Below are 15922 nucleotides of genomic sequence, written 5' to 3'. Positions count from 1 at the left end.
GCTTCCAGGCCGTCGATCACCGAGCGCGCCTGCTTGCCCGAGCCGCCATGGCTGACGCGGACCGCCAGCTTCTGCTTGTTGTCCCCTTCCCACTGCTTGGCGAAGACGGCATTCACATCCTGGTACAGCTCGCGTGTCGGATCGTAGGACACGTTGAGCAGGGTCACGCTGCTCTGCGCCATGGCGGTCGGGACCGCGATGGCAAGGGTGGCAGCCGCAAGAAGGGCGGTGAGGCGTCGCATGTCGTCTCTCCTGTCGTTCTGGGGATAGGGTAACGATCAGTCAGATGTCAGGATGCCATGGCAGGTCGCCGAAAATTTCCTCGGCGTATTCTACCAGAGTGGCGGCGCTGCGCGGCAGGGGCTGGCGTGTATCCAGCGTCAGGTCGGGCTTTGCCGGGATTTCATAAGGCGCAGAAATGCCGGTAAACTGCGGAATTTCTCCGGCCCGGGCGCGTTTATACAGACCCTTGGGGTCGCGCGCCTCGCAGGTGGCCAGATCGGCCGCCACATGGATTTCACGGAAATCGGCGCCGACGATGGCGCGGGCCTGGTCGCGGTGTTCCTGCAGCGGCGAGATGGCCGAGACCAGCACGATGCTGCCGTTTTCAGCCATCAACTTTGCCACCTCGGCCATGCGGCGCAGATTCTCGGCGCGGTCGGCGAGACTGAAGCCCAGGTCGCGGTTGAGTCCATAACGCAGGTTGTCGCCATCCAGCACGGAGACATGACGGCCGCGCGAGAACAGGATGCGCTGCGTCGCCATGGCCAGCGTGGTCTTGCCCGCGCCCGACAGGCCGGTCATCCACAGCACGCCGCCGCGATGGCCGTTCATCTGCACGCGTTCCTGCACCGTGACGCTGGAATCGACGGCCGTGATGTCGGTCGAGACGGTGAGCGGGGCGGCATTTTCCACCACCAGGCCACCGGCGATCTGCGGTCCCCGGATCAGCACGCCGCGGCCGGTGCGCGGCAGTATGTCATAGAGATCGACGGCCAGCGGACGGCGGCAGCGCAGCACGACGCGCGCCACGGCATTGCGATCGATCAGCGTGGTGCTGGTGCTGTCCAGGGTTTCGACATCCAGTGCCTCGAGAATTGATTCGATCTCGACTTCGCGCTCCGCGGTGCCGAGCTTGAGCGTCAGGCGGTCGCCCCTGTGCAGCGGCGTTTTGTCGAGCCAGAACAGCCGCACGGTGAGGCGGTTGGCCTCCTGCGGCTTCTGCTCGGTCGATGAGGCCATCACACCACGTTCGACGAAGGCGTCGTCGTCCAGCGTGAAAGCGACGCTCTCGCCGGCAAAGGCCTGAGTGCGTGCAGCATCCTGCAGCCCGGTCGTGCTGTTCCAGGTCTCCATCGTCGCCACCGTGGCCTCGCGGCCGAGCGGGGCGAAATGGACGCGGTCGCCGACCTTCAGCGTGCCGCTTTCGATACGGCCGACGACGATGCGGCGATCGTCGAAGCGATAGAGGTCCTGTACCGGTAGGCGCAGCGGCTGTTCGGTCGGCTGGCTGCGCGGCGGGAAACCGTCCAGTGCGCCGATCAGGGTCGGGCCCTTGTACCAGGGCGTCTTGTCCGAACGCATGGCGATATTGTCGCCCTGGCGCGCCGAGACCGGCACAAGCGCCGCGGCCTCGATGCCGATATTGGCCAGATAAGAGCGCACGGCCTCGGCTGTTTCATCGAAACGCACCTGGTCGAAGCCGATCAGGTCGATCTTGTTGACGGCGACGGCAACCTTGTGCACACCCAGCAGGTGCAACAGATAGGCGTGTCGCCGGGTCTGTTCGGCCAGGCCCTGCGCTGCATCCACCACCAGGATGGCGGCTTCTGCCTGCGCCGCACCGGTTACCATATTCTTCAGAAACTCTTTATGCCCCGGCGCGTCGATGATGACGTAACGTCGTTGTGGCGTCGCGAACCAGATCTGCGTGGTGTCGACCGTGATGCCCTGGTCGCGTTCGACCTGCAGTGCATCGAGCAGGAAGGACCACTCGAATTCCAGGCCACGCTTCTCGGATACGCTTTTCAACTGCTCCAGCTTGCCGGCGGGCAGGCTGTCCGTGTCATGCAGCAGGCGGCCGACCAGCGTCGATTTGCCGTGATCAACATGACCGACGATGACAATGGGGAAAGCGCGCGCCCGTGCGCCCGGCACGCGGGCGGCGGCTTTCGGGTGGACGGCGATATCGACGACGCTCATGGCGGCCACTCCGCTCACATATAGCCGGCAACGCGCAGACGCTCGAAGGCATCTTCGCTGTCGTGGTCCATGGCGCGGCCCGCGCGCTCCGGCTCGCGGGTGATTTCCAGTTCGGCGATGATCTCTTCGATGGTTTTCGCGGGGCTGTCGATCGGGAAAGTGATGCCAATCTCGCCCAGCGAGCGGAAACGCTTGTTGGCCTTGTCGGCGAAATACAACGGCACGACCGGAATGGCCTCGCGCTGGATGTAGCGCCAGATATCGATCTCAGTCCAGTGCAGCAGCGGATGCACGCGCATATGCACACCGGCCGGCAGCGTGGAGGCGAAGTGGTCCCACAGCTCCGGCGGCTGGTCGCGGAAGTCCCAGGCGCCATCATCGCCGCGCGGGCTGAAATAGCGTTCCTTGGCGCGCGTCGCCTGTTCGTCGCGGCGGATGCCGGCGATCACGCCCTTCCACTGGTATTTTGCAATCGCCTCTTTCAGGCCCAGCGTCTTGCGCGCGGCGATGCGCGAATTGTGCGGCAGGGTCGGATCGGTCGCCTCGATCGGCGGACAGGCATCCTTGATCAGGTCAAGGCCCCATTCCGCGGCAAAGCGGTCGCGGAACGCGTAGGTCTCGGGGAATTCCAGGCCGGTATCCAGATGGGCAACCGGGAACGGCACACGGCCAAGAAAGGCTTTCTTGGCCAGCCAGATCATCACATTCGAATCCTTGCCCAGCGACCACAGCATCGCCATCGGCTTGATGCGACTGTAGGCCTCACGCAGGATGTAAATGCTTTGGGCTTCGAGCCAGTCGAGATCGTCAGTCATAACGCAATTCGTTTCTGGTCTTGGCCGCGGGGTGGATACCGCTCAACGGCGAGGAGAATGGAAAAGGCGTGTGAAGTCAAATGCGGCTGTGGATGCCGCATTCGGTTTTTTCACTGCCGTGCCACCGGCCGGTCCGGGCATCCTCGCCCTCGGCCACCGGCTGGGTGCAGGGGGCGCAGCCGATCGAAGGGTAGCCCTGGGCCACCAGCGGGTGGCGGGGCAGGTCGTGACGGGTGAAATAGGCCTCGATATCCGCCGGTGTCCAGTTCGCCAGCGGATTGAATTTCAGCCGTGCGCCATCAGCCTCGACCACCTGGATATTCTGGCGGGTCTTGGCCTGGAAGCGCTTGCGGCCACTGATCGAGGCGGCAAACGGCTTCAGTCCGCGCTCCAGCGGCTCGACCTTGCGAATACGGCAGCAGGCATCGGCATCGCGGAACCACAATGTGCCGCTATTGTCACCCGCTGCCAGCGCCTTGGGATCGGGCGTCAGGATACGCACATCGGTAAGGCCCAGACGGTTGGTCAGTGTGGTGCGATAGGCCAGGGTCTCATCGAACAGCTTGCCGGTATTGAGGGACAGCACCGGCGTCGCCGTGTCGACTTGCGCCACCATATGCAGAAGCACGGCGGATTCCGCGCCAAAGGAAGACACCAGCGCGATCTCGCCGGGGAACAGGTCGCGGATGGCCATCTGCAGAATGTCTTCGGCCGTCTGTCCACGCAGGCGGTCATTCAGCCCGGCGGCATATTCGCCCAGATCAAGCGTCGAGAAGGCCAGGGCGCTCATGCGGCGGTATCCTTCTTATGTGCGGCAGCCAGACGCTGGCGCAGGGCCGTCGGCCGGCCGTCGACGGTCGGCTGGTAGACGGCGCTGAAGCTCTGCATGGCCTTGGCGAAGGCCTCGGCGGCATCGTCACGCGCGATCTCAAAGGCATCGAAGCCGCTGCGCTGCATGTGCCAGAGCTGGTCCTGCAGCACATGGCCGGTGGCACGCAGCTCACCCTTGTAGGCGAAACGGCTGCGCAGCAGGCTGGCCTGGCTGTAGGCACGGCCGTCGCTGAACTTGGGGAAGTTCAGCACGATCAGGTCGAAGCGCTCGGCTTCCGCACCGAACTCCAGTATGTCGAGGTTATTCGGCAGCGCGATGCCCAGCGGCGTGTTGCGGCCACCGATCTGGTCCTTCTCGGCCTGCCAGCGCGCATAGGAAATCAGCACCGGCTTGTTGTCGGGCAGGGCGTCCTCGTCGCCGACCGGTACGAAAGCGTCTTCGCCGACCAGATGGCCGTTCTTAAGCAGCGACATAGACGGCCTCCTTGAACGGCGCCAGACCGACGCGGCGATAGGTGTCGAGGAAGCGTTCGTCACTGGAGTTACGCAGGCGCAGATAGGTCTCGACGATCGTGTCGATGGCGTCCACGGCCTGGGTGGTGTTCAGCGAAGGACCAATCAGGTCGCCGATGGCGGCCTGCTCGTCGGCCGCGCCGCCGAGCGTGAGCTGGTAGAATTCCTCGCCATTCTTGTCGACACCGAGAATGCCGATATGGCCCACGTGGTGATGGCCGCAGGCATTGATGCAACCCGAGATCTTGATCTTCAGCTCGCCGATGCTGTGGGCGCGTTCCCAGTTTTTGAAGCGCAGCGCGATCTGCTGGGCGATCGGGATCGAGCGGGCATTGGCCAGCGCACAGTAATCCAGGCCGGGGCAGGCGATGATGTCCGAAGCCAGGCCGACATTCGGTGTGGCCAGGTCATAGGCCTGCAGCGCCTTGAACACGGCCGGCAGGTCGGACTGCTTCACATGGGGGAGCACAAGGTTCTGTTCATGCGTCACGCGGATTTCGCCAAAGGAATAGCGGTCGGCGATATCGGCGACGGCATTCATCTGCTCGGCCTTGGCGTCACCGGGCGCTTCGCCCTCTTTCTTGAGTGAAACGGTAACGATGCTGTAGCCGGGCTGCTTGTGCTTGAAGGTATTGCGGCGCGCCCAGAGGCCGAATTCGAAATCGGTGCGGAAGGCATTGGCGTAATCCGATGCCACGCCGCCCGGCAGCGTCTCGAAGGCCGGCGGAGCGAACTGCGCGGCGATCTGGTCGATGGCCTCCTGCGGCAGCTTCAGTGCGCCGTCCTTGGTGGCCTGCCATTCGGCCTCGACCTTCTCGCGCACCTTTTCGATGCCGAGTTCGTGCACCAGAATCTTGATGCGCGCCTTGTACAGGTTGTCGCGGCGGCCGAACTGGTTGTAGACGCGCAGGATGGCTTCCAGGTAGCTCAGCAGGTCCTGCTTGGGCAGGAAGTCGCGGATGGTCTTGCCGATGAAGGGCGTACGGCCGAGACCGCCGCCCACGATCACCTCGAAGCCCACGTCGCCGGCAGCATTCTTGTGCATGCGCAGGCCGATATCGTGCACGCGCACGGCGGCGCGGTCGTTCGGCGAGCCGGTGACAGCGATCTTGAACTTGCGCGGCAGGAAGCTGAATTCCGGATGGAAAGTTGACCACTGGCGGATGATCTCGCACCAGACGCGCGGATCTTCGATCTCGTCATGGGCGGCGCCGGCGAACTGGTCCGTCGTGGTGTTGCGGATGCAGTTGCCGCTGGTCTGGATGGCGTGCATCTGGATCTTGGCCAGATCGGCCAGGGCGTCGGCCGTGTCTTCCAGCTTGATCCAGTTGTACTGCAGGTTCTGGCGCGTGGTGAAATGGCCCCAGCCGCGATCGTACTTGCAGCCGATCTGGGCCAGGCCGCGCAGCTGGCGCGAGGACAGCGTGCCATAGGGAATGGCGATGCGCAGCATGTAGGCATGCAGCTGCAGGTACAGGCCGTTCTGCAGGCGTAGCGGCTTGAACTCGTCTTCGCTGATCTCGCCTGACAAACGCCGGGCAACCTGGTCGCGGAACTGGGCGACCCGTTCATCGACCAGTGTCTGGTCTATCTCATCATACTGGTACATGGGGCATTCCTGTTCAGGCTGCTGGCCTGGCTTCGGTGGTCGGACCATCGGCCCGGATGACTTCGCGATACTGGATCGGCTTTGGCGGCGTCACGCTGGCATCCACGGGGATCAGATACGGCGCGACGACGATGTTCATCTTGGCCTGCGCTTCGGCCACGGCCAGCAGGGCGGCACCGGCATCGGCATTGGCGACGACGGAAGCCTCGCCGATCTTGCGGCTCCAGCTGGCAGACTGCGTCAGGTAGACCACATCGCCGCTTTTCAGATCATTGGCGGTGACGACCTGCGGCTGGTTGGCGAGTTTGGGGGCTTTGGCCATGAATCTCTCCTCAGGCCCGGCGTTGCTGGCGCTGGGTATCAGCGGCGGTCTGCGCATAGGCAGCCACCTTGCCGATGATCAACAAAACAGGTCCGTCACCATGTTGCGCGGCAAGCGCCGGCAGGGTGTAGAGCGAACCGGCGGATACGATCTGGTCAGGGCGCGTGCCGTTCTCGATCAGGGCGACGGGCAGCGACGGCGCCACGCCGGCCTCCAGCAGGCGATCACGGATCGCGCCGGCCTGACTGACGCCCATATAGACGACGACGGTCTCGTCGCGGGCGCGTTCGGCCCACTGGAAGGCGTCCCGGTCTTCATCCTCTTTGGCATCCTTCAGATGGCCGCTGACGAGCGTGATGCCATGGCTGAGTTCGCGATGGGTCAGCGGAATGCCGGCAGCGGCGGCGCAGCCGAGCGCTGCGGTGATGCCGGGGATCATCTGCACGGCGATGCCGCGGGCGTCCAGATAATCCATTTCCTCGCCGCCGCGACCGAAGATGAAGGGATCGCCGGCCTTGAGCCGCACGACGCGTTTGCCCAGGGAGGCATGCTCGGCCAGCAAGGCGTTGATGCCGTCCTGGCTGATGCGATGTGCGCCCTTGCGCTTGCCCACGGGAATGCGTTCGGCGTCGCGGCGCACGCGATCCATGATGGCAGGCGCCACCAGGTCGTCATACAGCACCACATCGGCATCCATCAGCACGCGCTGGGCGGCCAGGGTCAGCAGGTCGGGATCGCCGGGGCCGGCGCCGACCAGATACACGCTGCCGTCGGCGGTGGTCTGTGCGCCGTTCAGGTCTGCCAGCAGTGCGCTGCGCGCGCCGGCGATATCGCCGCCCAGCAGGCGGGTGGCCACCGTGCCGTCGAAGACGCGTTCCCAGAAGCGCTTGCGCGCGGTGCCGTCGGTGATGACGCGCGCCACCGTGCTGCGGAAGTCGCCGGCCAGCGTGGCAAGATCGCCCAGACGGGCCGGCAGCAGCGCCTCGATCTGCGCGCGGATGCGGCCAAGCAGCAGTGGCGCCGTGCCATTGGAGGAAATGCCGATGGTGATGTCGCCGCGCTCGACGATGGCGGGCACGATGAAATCGGACAGGTCCGGGCGGTCGACCACATTGACCAGCAGGTTGCGCGCATGTGCTGCCATCACCACGGCATCATCGCCGTCGTTCGCCAGTGTGCTGACCACGAGGCGCATGCCATCGAGATGCGCGGGGGCGAAATCTTCGGTGCGATGGCGGATCAGCTTGGCCGCAGCGAGTTCGGCGAGTTCGGGATTGAGCGTGGGCGCGACAACGGTGACTTCCGCGCCGGCCTTGCGCAGCAGACGAATCTTGCGGGCAGCGTTTTCACCGCCACCAACGACGAGGACCGGGCGGTCCTGCAGGATCAGAAATCCCGGAAAAGTCTGCATGAGTCCCACGCCACACTCATTGTGTAGGGGCTTATATTTAACAGTCGATATGCAGAGTCAATATATTAACACGCAAAGTTATGAGAGTTTATTTTATTTAACAAAATAAATAAGTGTAATTGGCAGCACTGCCACCCGGGTCTTATTACCTCCTTGGTAATTGATAACTCACTGACAAAAAATAATTATTACTCCGTATCCACTCCCGGAAAGGAGCCCATTATGACCTCACACCCCCATTTCCCCCTGATCCTGCGTGCCGATTCCGTCCTCTGCCTGGCTTGCGGCCTGCCGGGGCTGCTGGCGCCGGACTGGCTGGCCGGCTTCCTCCTGCCCCAGCAGCCAGCCCTGTTCGGCCTGGGGACGCCGACGGTGATGCTGGAGCTCGGCATCCTGCTGGCCGTCTACGCTGCGCTGCTGCTGGCGGTGTCCACACGCCGCGCCATTCCGCGCGCCATCGTCACGGTCACCGCCATTGCCGATGCCGGCTGGGTGCTGGGGACGGTGGCGCTGCTGCTCAGCTTCGGCAGCGCCTTCAGCCTGTGGGGCAGCGTGGCCCTGGCGGTGGTGGCGCTGGATACCGGCCTGATGGGTTTGTGGAAGCTGCGGGCCCTGCGGCGCAGCGCTGCTCCCCTCGTTGCTACCGTCTGATATGGCCGACAGGCGTCTGCACTGGACGCCTGTCGGTTTTCCCATCCAGACTGCCTGAAAATTTCGGAGCGAGACCCATGAGCGAAGCCGCGCTGCAATTCTCCCCGCGCAACACCGCGCAAGCCGGCTTCGGCACCCTGATGCGGCAATGGCGCCGCCGGCGGGGCCTGAGCCAGATGGAGCTGGCCGAAACCGGCGGCGTATCGCAGCGCCATGTCAGCTTTCTGGAATCCGGTCGCGCACGGCCTAGCCGCCAGATGGTGCTGCATCTGGGCGAGATGATGGATCTGCCGCTGCGCGAGCGGAACCGCCTGCTGCATGCAGCAGGTTTCGCCGCCGCCTATCGCGAAAGCCGGCTGGACGAGCCGCAGTTGCAGGCGGCGCGACGCGCGCTCGACCTGCTGCTGAAGCAGGCCGAACCATTCCCCGCCGTCGTGGTCGATGCGGCCTGGACGGTGCAACTGGCCAACCAGGCCGCGCTGCGCATGCTGGGCTTCCTGCTGGGCGAACGCTTCGACCCAACCGTTCCGGTCAATTTCATGAAGCTGCCGCTGCATCCCCAGGGCGCGCGGCCGTATATCGTCAACTGGCACGAGATCGCCGGATCGTTGCTGCACCGGCTGCAGCGAGAAGCCATGGATAACCCGGCCGCCGCAGCCGTGCTGGCCGAGGTGCGCGGCTATCCCGATGTAGACGCGCTGTGGCGCAATGTTGACTGGGAAGCCGAACCGCAGCCGTTGCTGCAGTTCTGCGTCGAGAAGGATGGCCTCAGTCTCAACCTGCTGACCATGATCGCCACCTTCGGCACCCCGCAGGATGTGACCCTGCAGGACCTGCGGATCGAGAGTTTCCTGCCGGCCGACGAGGCGACCGAACAGCTGCTGCGTAGTCTGGCGGGCTGAACGCATTGCCCGTACCGGGGACAATGCGGCACAATCGGGCCTGTCATTCTTGAAGGACCGGACTCATGGCCGCACTCACCCTGCCGAAATGGAATCTCACGATCGGCGATGGCAAGGCGCTGTTCGCCATCCTCGGGCTGAACGTGATCGAGGACATGGATCTCGCCATGCACACGGCGACCGAACTGAAGCAGATCGCCGCCGATCTCAAGCTGCCCTTCGTGTTCAAGGCCAGCTTCGACAAGGCCAACCGTTCCTCGATCAACAGCTATCGCGGGCCCGGGCTCACCGAGGGCCTGAAAATTCTCGCCGCCGTCAAAGAGAAGCTGAACGTGCCGATCGCCACCGACCTGCATGAGCCGGGGCAGGCCGAGGCGGTGGCGGCTGTTGCCGACCTGGTGCAGATCCCGGCCTTCTTGGTGCGGCAGACCGATCTGATCGTGGCGGCCGCGCAGGCGACGCAGAAGGCCGGTGGCCTGCTGCATGTGAAAAAGGCGCAGTTCCTTGCGCCCAATGATTGCAAGAGCATCCTGCATAAGATCGAGCAGGCGGCGAAGCCGGGCATGACCATCCTGTGCGAGCGCGGCGCCGCCTTCGGCTACAACAACTTGATCGTCGACATGCTGGCGATTCCGGAAATGCAGAAATTCGGCGTGCCGGTCACCATCGACGCCACCCATGCCGTGCAGCTGCCTGGTGCGCGCGCGGTCGAGGGTGGTGGCGTCGCGGCCGGCGGCCGTCGCGAGGGCGTTGCCGTCATCGCCGCTGCCGCTGTGGCGGCCGGTGCCGATGGCGTGTTCCTGGAATTCCATCCCGATCCGGACAAGGCCAAATGCGACGGGCCGAGCTGCCTGCCGCTGAATGGCGCGCGCAGCGTGCTGACGCGCCTGAAGGCGCTCTACGCAGCCGCGCAGCAATAAAAAAACGCCCCGCCGGCGAGGGCGGGGCGCTTCTTCTCTCGGACGTCTTCTCTTTTAAACGTTAGCTCTCGTTGCCGAGCTGGCCCGAGATGGCCTTGGCGTCGGCGATATGCTTACGCGTCACCGGGGCCAGTTCGCTCGAGGTGGTACGCAGCGTCGGCTGTTCGCCATTCTTGGCATAGGTGTTGTGCAGGCGCAGTTCGCGTTCCTGCGCCTCCAGCTGCGCGTTGATATACATACGGTCGAAGGCCGCATCCGAGGCATTGCGCAGATCGTTCAGCTTGGTCACCTGCTTGGCGGTCAGGGTTGCCGTCACTGGCGCGACGCCGGCCTGCTTGGCGGCCGCGCTGACCTTACTGGTGGTGGTCAGGTTGTCGTTCACGATGCCCTTGGCATATTCGCGCACATCCTTGTTTTGGGCGCGCTGCACCGCGATTTTCGCCGCTTCCGTTTCAAACAGGTCGGCGGTCTGTGCATAGAGCACATAGTTGCCGGCCGTGATCGGGCGAGCCACCGAACTCTTGTCGCTCTTCATCGTCGTGTTCGGTGTGCGCTGGTTCGACGGACTGTTATTCGGCGTCTGCGCCGGTGCCTTGTACTGCTGGTTCTGCTGCTGGGTCGAGGTCTGGGCCTGCGCCAGCGGAGTCGCAGCCACAGCGGCGGCGGCCAGAGCGGTCGCGCCAAGCAGGGCGAGAGAAAGATGCTGTCTCATTGTTACCTCCACACGTTTCGAAGACAGGTTTTCCAAGAAAGATTTTCCTGTCGGGTTACTCCATATAAGGACTGATCACACCGATACCAGTGAAACGCCAAGGCCATTCTGTGACGTTATGCGGGCGCATTCGTCACAGATGTAAATGCCGTCTATGTGGGTGACTATCGTGTGACCCGTGCCACCACGCATCCCTGGAAACCGGCAATCACAGCGTGGCCGTAGAAGGCGATGGGTTACATGGCGGAACATCAATACCCATCTGCGGATTGTCCATGTGTCAAAGGACAAACCTTCCAAAACATTCCCAGATGAAGGAGACGCCATAATGAACAGGATCACGCGCGTATTGACTCCGTGCATGGCGCTTGGCGCCATTGTTGTTGCAGGGCCGCTGGCCGCACAGACCGCAAATACGGCTGCCGGTATTTCCGCTGGCGTCAGCGCCGCTGTCGGCGCACAGCTGGCGGCGACCACCAGCAGCCTAGGTGCCGCGACCAGTGGTGTGAGCGCCGCGACCTCCGGCATCACCGGCGCCACTGCCGGTCTGAGTTCGTCTGGCCTGGCGGCGCAGACTGCCGGCACCGGCGCACTCGGCGTCGGCGCGGCCTCGGGCGGTCATAGCCTGGGTGCAGCGACGCAGGGCGTCGGCGGCCTGAATGCGGCTGCCGGTCCGAACGGCCTTGGCGTGAATTCGGCCGGTGCCGGCGCGCTGGACGTGAATGGCGGGTCGGGCGACAAGGCTGTCGCTGCCGGTGCGCAGGGGCTGGGTGCGCTTGATGTCGCCGCCTCGAAGAACGGCGTTGGCGTCGGCACGGGTGGTGCCGCCGGTGCGCTCGGTGCCGGTGCGGCCTCGGCTGACAAGTCCCTGGCCGTCGGCAGTGAAGGTGCGGGCAAGGCCGGTCTGGCGGTAACGCCGGCCGGCGCCGCATTGGGTGCGGCCGGCGCCAACAAAACCGGTGGTGCTGTCAGCAGCAATCAGGGCGGTGCCAGTGCGGGTCTCGCCACTAATGGTGCGGCCGGTGCGGCTGTGACCGCCACGCAGTAATAGGTAAGCAGGCAGGAGGGTCGATTCCGCGCTTTACTGCGGAAGCGACACAGAGTGGGAGCGGGCGACGGAGCAATCCGTCGCCCGTTTCGTTTGTCGCCGCATCTGAAAATTCGGATTTTTGTCACGGAACGGCATCGGCGCGCTGCGGTTATCCCTGCAGCGATTGAATGTACAGCCTTGATGGAGGCAACGATGGCACGGTTGATGACAGGGTCTGCCTATCTGGCAGCCATGATGCTGGTGGCGATGCCGCTGGCAGCGCAGACGGCCGGTGGCAGCACCAGCACCAGCGTCGGGGCTGGTGCTGCGGCTGCGGGCGCCAATACCAACGCCGGTGCGAATGCCAATAGCAGCGTGACCTATGGTTCAGGCTGGAATGCGGGCACGCAGGGCAATGTGCAGGCCGGTTCACAGATGGGCGCGCCGATGAATATCCTGCCCGGTGGCAATACCGGCGTGGTGATCGGCAATAGCCAGGCGCAAACTCAGCCGCCTACCCCGCCGACCGAAAATCCGGACGACAATCGCGCGAGCATGAATCAAAGCACGACCGTGCAGTCGTCCGCGGGCAATAGCCTGCAAGGCAATGCCGTCAGCGGCAGCAGCGTTCAGGTCGGCGGCGGTGGCGCCGCCGGTGTGGGCGGTGGCGCAGTCACCGGAGTCGGTCCCGGCAGTGCCAGCCTGAGCGGCAATGCGGCGCTGCCCGAGATGCAGATTCAGCGCCGGCCCGGCGAGAATGCCGGCACAGCCCAGTAAGATGGCGGGGGCTTAAGCCGGCATTAGATCAGGCTGGTCCGATCTTCCAGCGCGGCCGGGCGATCATCACCAGATCGCCAGCTTCGTCGCGCAGTTCCACGCGGCCTTCCAGGCTTTGCGCGCGGTTCCAGTCGAGATCGCTGACCTCGCATTGCGCGGTGATGGTGCCACGAGCCTTTTTCAGATACTCGCTGTCAAAGCCAGTGATGATCCAGCGCGCCCCTTTCGGCGGCTGACGGCTCATCAAGGCCAGATTGCCGGTCATCTCGGCCAGGTTGGTCAGCGCCACCGCATGCAGTGAACGCAGATGGTTGCGCAGCCGGCGACGGTCGGCCATGCGGGCGCGCGCCAGGCCGGGCGACAATGTCTCGACGTCGGGGCTGATGCTGCCGGCATAAGGCACGGTGAAGCCGATCAGGAAGCTGAACAGCCGGCGGCCGAGGGGCAGGCGGCCGATGCCGCGCCACTGCTTCAGCACCATCGGCGTGCCGGCCACCGCGGCGGGGGCGAAAGTCGCATCAGTCATTTCAGTTTCCTTTTGGCAGGCGGGATCGCGATGGAGTCCCAGATCAGGTCAGCCAGCAGCTTGGCTGCCGGCGCCCATTTCACTTTCGCGCTGCCGGCACGCTGCAGGCGCAGCCAGGTATGCACCGGGCCCATCACCATGCTCAGCATCAGTTCGGCCGGCAGCGGTTTGAGGATGCCTGCCGTGATGGCCGGCTTGAGGCGGTCGAGCAGGGGGCGGATGAAATCGGCGGTACCGCTGTTGATCTTCTCGTCACCGGCACTCACCGCGCGATGGCGGCGGTATTCCGACAGGAAGCGCGCGGCCGCCGGATTCTGCATCGACCAGGTGATATGCATGGTGACATAGCTGTCGAGCAGGGCGCGCGCCGTGTCATGCCGGGCAAAATCGGCGGCGATCACGGCGCGGTAGCGCGCCAGCAGATCATCATAAAGCGCGGCGACCAGACCCTCGCGGTTGCTGAAATGGTGATACAGGCTGCCGATGGAAATGCCGGCGGCCTCGCGGACCTGCTCGATGGTGGTGGCATCCACGCCCTGGGCATCGAACAGATCAAGCGCCGCCATCAGCGCGCGCTCACGCGTGCCCATGGCCCGGTTGGCGAGATCGGAGAAAGCGGCGTCGGATTTGTTGACGGCTTTGGACATGGACGGGTTATAGCCCGGCCTAGAATAAAATTCTAGAAAAATATTCTAATCTGGCCCAAAGGCCCGTATCAGGCCCTTTTCCGGGCCGGAGGTACGGCGGCCTTGCCCTCGGATGTGCAGGCGGCGATGAAGCTGCGCATGGCGGCGCTGGCGTAAGAATCGCACCGCTGCACGAACAGGGTGTCGACCTGCGCCTCCAGCTTGCCGATCGGCTGGATGCGGATGCTGTCACTGATGGCATGGCGCTCCACCGCAGCGCGCGGCAGCAGCGTGATGCCGACATCAGCGGCGACGCAGCCCAGGATGCCTTCCAGCGTGCCGAATTCCAGCCGCCGCACCGGCAGCCAGCCCTGCATGGCGATATGCTGCTCCAGCCGCTGGCGATAGGAACAGCCGCTGCGGAAGACGATGGCGGTGATGGTGCGGTTGGCTTTGCGATAGTCGTCGATGTCGCGCCAGCTTTTCGCCATCGCCAGCACCAGTTCCTCGCGGAAAATGGGCGTGGCGGTGAGTTCGGGGTGATCTACCGGGGCTGCGACAAAGGCGCCTTCCAGCGTGTGATCCAGCACCTTTTCCAGCAACGTGGCGGTCGGCCCGGTGGTGATGTCGAGATCGACCTCGGGGTTGCCGAGATGATAGCCGGCCAGGATCGGCGGCAGGCGGATCGCCGCCGTGGTTTCCATCGCGCCGATCATCAGCGGGCCTTTCGCCGTGCCGTCATCACGCGCCGCCCGCTTGGCCTCGCCCACGAGCGCAGCCACCTGTTCGGCATAGGGCAGCAGGCGCTGGCCCGCGCTGGTGACGATCATGCCGCGACTGTGGCGGCTGAACAGTGGCAGGCCGATCTTCTCTTCCAGCAGCTTGATCCGCATGGTCACGTTGGACTGCACGGTGTTGAGCTGCTGGGCGGCCTTGCTGATGCTGCCGCAGCGCGCGACGGCTGAGAAAAAGGCGAGGTCGGAAAGCTCCATGTTTCACCTATCTGTAAAACAGATCGAAGAAATCACTTATAATCGTTATATAGAATACCATGATGTCGCTAGAATGACAGGGCTTTCTGCAAGGAGCCCGTTATGACCCTGTCCACCGCCCTGACCCGCCGTCTCGATATCCGCCATCCCGTGCTGCTGGCGCCGATGGATCTGGTCGCCGATGCCACGCTCTGCAACGCGGTCACGGCGGCCGGTGGCTTGGGGCTGCTGGGCGGCGGCTATGGTGACGAGATCTGGCTGCGCGGCGAGATCGCAGCATTGCAGGCGATGCCGGCCCGACGCCGGCATGGCGTCGGATTCATCACCTGGAGTCTGGCCAAACAGCCGCAGCTGCTGGATATCGCGCTCGGCTCCTATCCCACCGTGGTGATGCTGTCCTTCGGCGATCCGTCGCCATTCATCCCCAAAATCAAGAAAGCTGGCGTGCAGGTAATCTGCCAGGTGCAGACGGTGGCAATGGCCAGGCAGGCGGCGGCCGAGGGCGCCGATATCATCGTGGCGCAGGGCGGTGAGGCCGGCGGCCATGGCGTGTCGCGTGGCACGCTGGGCCTGGTGCCTGCCGTGGTCGATGCGGTGCCATCCGCCATTCCCGTGGTGGCGGCCGGCGGCATCGGCGATGGTCGTGGTCTTGCGGCGGCGCTCAGCCTGGGTGCGGCCGGCGTGCTGGTCGGCACGCGATTCTATGCGACGCATGAGGCAGCCGGCATGGACGAGGCCAAGGCGCGCATTTGCGCGGCCTCGGGCGATGATACCGTGCGCAGCATCGTCTTCGACATCTCGCGCGAGAATGTCTGGCCTGCGCCGTTCAACGGCCGCTGTGTCGTCAACAAGCATGCTGAACGCTGGCTCGGTCGCGAGGTGGAGCTGATGCGCAACATCCGCGAGGAAGCGCCGCGCTATCGCGAGGCGCGTGCGGCGGGCAATTTCGACATCGCCGCCGTGATCGCCGGCGAGGCCACCGATACGATTTCCGAGGTGGTGTCGGCGCAGATGGTGGTGGAAACCATGGTGAAACAGGCCGAGGATGTGCTGACGCGCCTCTCCGGCCAGCTCGCTTCGTAA

General features: G+C 64.5%; 17 protein-coding genes and 1 pseudogene. 6 read left to right on the top strand and 12 right to left on the bottom strand.

Going from position 1 to position 15922, the window contains the following annotated elements:
- From AC1RRE_RS17830 to cysG, 8 genes and pseudogenes are all read right to left on the bottom strand, one after another.
- Nucleotides 1-242: pseudogene (locus tag AC1RRE_RS17830) on the bottom strand (hypothetical protein); the annotation flags it as partial.
- A 40-nt stretch (nucleotides 243-282) separates the two neighbouring features.
- Entirely contained in the window at nucleotides 283-2202 is a 1920-nt protein-coding gene (gene cysC / locus AC1RRE_RS17825; protein WP_492982925.1) for an adenylyl-sulfate kinase, read from the bottom strand.
- Between the two features lie 14 nt (nucleotides 2203-2216).
- Nucleotides 2217-3017 (bottom strand): sulfate adenylyltransferase subunit CysD, encoded by an 801-nt coding sequence (cysD, locus tag AC1RRE_RS17820; RefSeq protein WP_492982923.1) that lies wholly within the window; start codon nucleotides 3015-3017, stop codon nucleotides 2217-2219.
- 76 nt (nucleotides 3018-3093) lie between these two features.
- On the bottom strand, nucleotides 3094-3807 hold the full coding sequence (locus AC1RRE_RS17815; RefSeq protein ID WP_492982921.1) for a phosphoadenylyl-sulfate reductase: 714 nt from the start codon (nucleotides 3805-3807) through the stop codon (nucleotides 3094-3096).
- Nucleotides 3804-4322, bottom strand: coding sequence for a DUF934 domain-containing protein (locus AC1RRE_RS17810; protein ID WP_492982919.1), 519 nt, complete (start codon nucleotides 4320-4322; stop codon nucleotides 3804-3806). The genes AC1RRE_RS17815 and AC1RRE_RS17810 overlap by 4 nt, the downstream gene beginning before the upstream one ends.
- Nucleotides 4309-5970, bottom strand: a complete 1662-nt coding sequence (locus AC1RRE_RS17805; RefSeq protein WP_492982917.1) for a nitrite/sulfite reductase — start codon at nucleotides 5968-5970, stop codon at nucleotides 4309-4311. Before AC1RRE_RS17805 ends, AC1RRE_RS17810 begins: the two co-directional genes overlap by 14 nt.
- Nucleotides 5971-5983: 13 nt before the next feature.
- Complete coding sequence (locus AC1RRE_RS17800; RefSeq protein WP_492982915.1) at nucleotides 5984-6292, bottom strand: DUF2849 domain-containing protein; 309 nt, start codon at nucleotides 6290-6292, stop codon at nucleotides 5984-5986.
- Nucleotides 6293-6302: 10 nt separating this feature from the next.
- The gene (gene cysG, locus AC1RRE_RS17795; protein WP_492982913.1) at nucleotides 6303-7703 is read right to left on the bottom strand and encodes a siroheme synthase CysG; all 1401 of its coding nucleotides are present in this window, start codon (nucleotides 7701-7703) and stop codon (nucleotides 6303-6305) included.
- A 222-nt stretch (nucleotides 7704-7925) separates the two neighbouring features.
- Here cysG and AC1RRE_RS17790 point away from each other — a divergent pair, with 222 nt between their 5' ends.
- From AC1RRE_RS17790 to kdsA, 3 genes are all read left to right on the top strand, one after another.
- Nucleotides 7926-8354 carry a hypothetical protein gene (locus AC1RRE_RS17790; protein ID WP_492982911.1) on the top strand — a complete coding sequence of 143 codons (429 nt, stop codon included), beginning with the start codon at nucleotides 7926-7928 and terminating at the stop codon, nucleotides 8352-8354.
- A gap of 77 nt (nucleotides 8355-8431) precedes the next feature.
- On the top strand, nucleotides 8432-9256 hold the full coding sequence (locus AC1RRE_RS17785) for a helix-turn-helix domain-containing protein (RefSeq protein ID WP_492982909.1): 825 nt from the start codon (nucleotides 8432-8434) through the stop codon (nucleotides 9254-9256).
- A gap of 65 nt (nucleotides 9257-9321) precedes the next feature.
- Nucleotides 9322-10176, top strand: a complete 855-nt coding sequence (kdsA, locus tag AC1RRE_RS17780; RefSeq protein ID WP_492982907.1) for a 3-deoxy-8-phosphooctulonate synthase — start codon at nucleotides 9322-9324, stop codon at nucleotides 10174-10176.
- 61 nt (nucleotides 10177-10237) lie between these two features.
- On the opposite strand, the gene AC1RRE_RS17775 is transcribed toward kdsA, so the two are convergent.
- The gene (locus tag AC1RRE_RS17775) at nucleotides 10238-10888 is read right to left on the bottom strand and encodes a DUF4142 domain-containing protein (RefSeq protein WP_492982905.1); all 651 of its coding nucleotides are present in this window, start codon (nucleotides 10886-10888) and stop codon (nucleotides 10238-10240) included.
- 328 nt (nucleotides 10889-11216) lie between these two features.
- On the opposite strand from AC1RRE_RS17775, the gene AC1RRE_RS17770 reads away from it, so the two are divergent.
- Both AC1RRE_RS17770 and AC1RRE_RS17765 read left to right on the top strand, forming a co-directional pair.
- On the top strand, nucleotides 11217-11936 hold the full coding sequence (locus tag AC1RRE_RS17770; protein WP_492982903.1) for a hypothetical protein: 720 nt from the start codon (nucleotides 11217-11219) through the stop codon (nucleotides 11934-11936).
- A gap of 195 nt (nucleotides 11937-12131) precedes the next feature.
- Nucleotides 12132-12695 (top strand): hypothetical protein, encoded by a 564-nt coding sequence (locus AC1RRE_RS17765; protein ID WP_492982901.1) that lies wholly within the window; start codon nucleotides 12132-12134, stop codon nucleotides 12693-12695.
- A gap of 28 nt (nucleotides 12696-12723) precedes the next feature.
- Here the strand turns inward: AC1RRE_RS17765 and AC1RRE_RS17760 are convergent, their stop codons facing one another.
- From AC1RRE_RS17760 to AC1RRE_RS17750, 3 genes are all read right to left on the bottom strand, one after another.
- Nucleotides 12724-13221 carry a DUF4442 domain-containing protein gene (locus AC1RRE_RS17760; RefSeq protein ID WP_492982899.1) on the bottom strand — a complete coding sequence of 166 codons (498 nt, stop codon included), beginning with the start codon at nucleotides 13219-13221 and terminating at the stop codon, nucleotides 12724-12726.
- Nucleotides 13218-13868, bottom strand: coding sequence for a TetR/AcrR family transcriptional regulator (locus AC1RRE_RS17755; protein ID WP_492982897.1), 651 nt, complete (start codon nucleotides 13866-13868; stop codon nucleotides 13218-13220). The genes AC1RRE_RS17760 and AC1RRE_RS17755 overlap by 4 nt, the downstream gene beginning before the upstream one ends.
- A gap of 68 nt (nucleotides 13869-13936) precedes the next feature.
- Nucleotides 13937-14839, bottom strand: coding sequence for a LysR family transcriptional regulator (locus AC1RRE_RS17750; protein WP_492982895.1), 903 nt, complete (start codon nucleotides 14837-14839; stop codon nucleotides 13937-13939).
- A 102-nt stretch (nucleotides 14840-14941) separates the two neighbouring features.
- Here AC1RRE_RS17750 and AC1RRE_RS17745 point away from each other — a divergent pair, with 102 nt between their 5' ends.
- Nucleotides 14942-15922 (top strand): NAD(P)H-dependent flavin oxidoreductase, encoded by a 981-nt coding sequence (locus AC1RRE_RS17745; protein ID WP_492982893.1) that lies wholly within the window; start codon nucleotides 14942-14944, stop codon nucleotides 15920-15922.

Source organism: Ferrovibrio sp. GW821-FHT12D07 (genome assembly GCF_058807275.1).
This window is presented reverse-complemented; position numbering and strand designations above follow the sequence as displayed.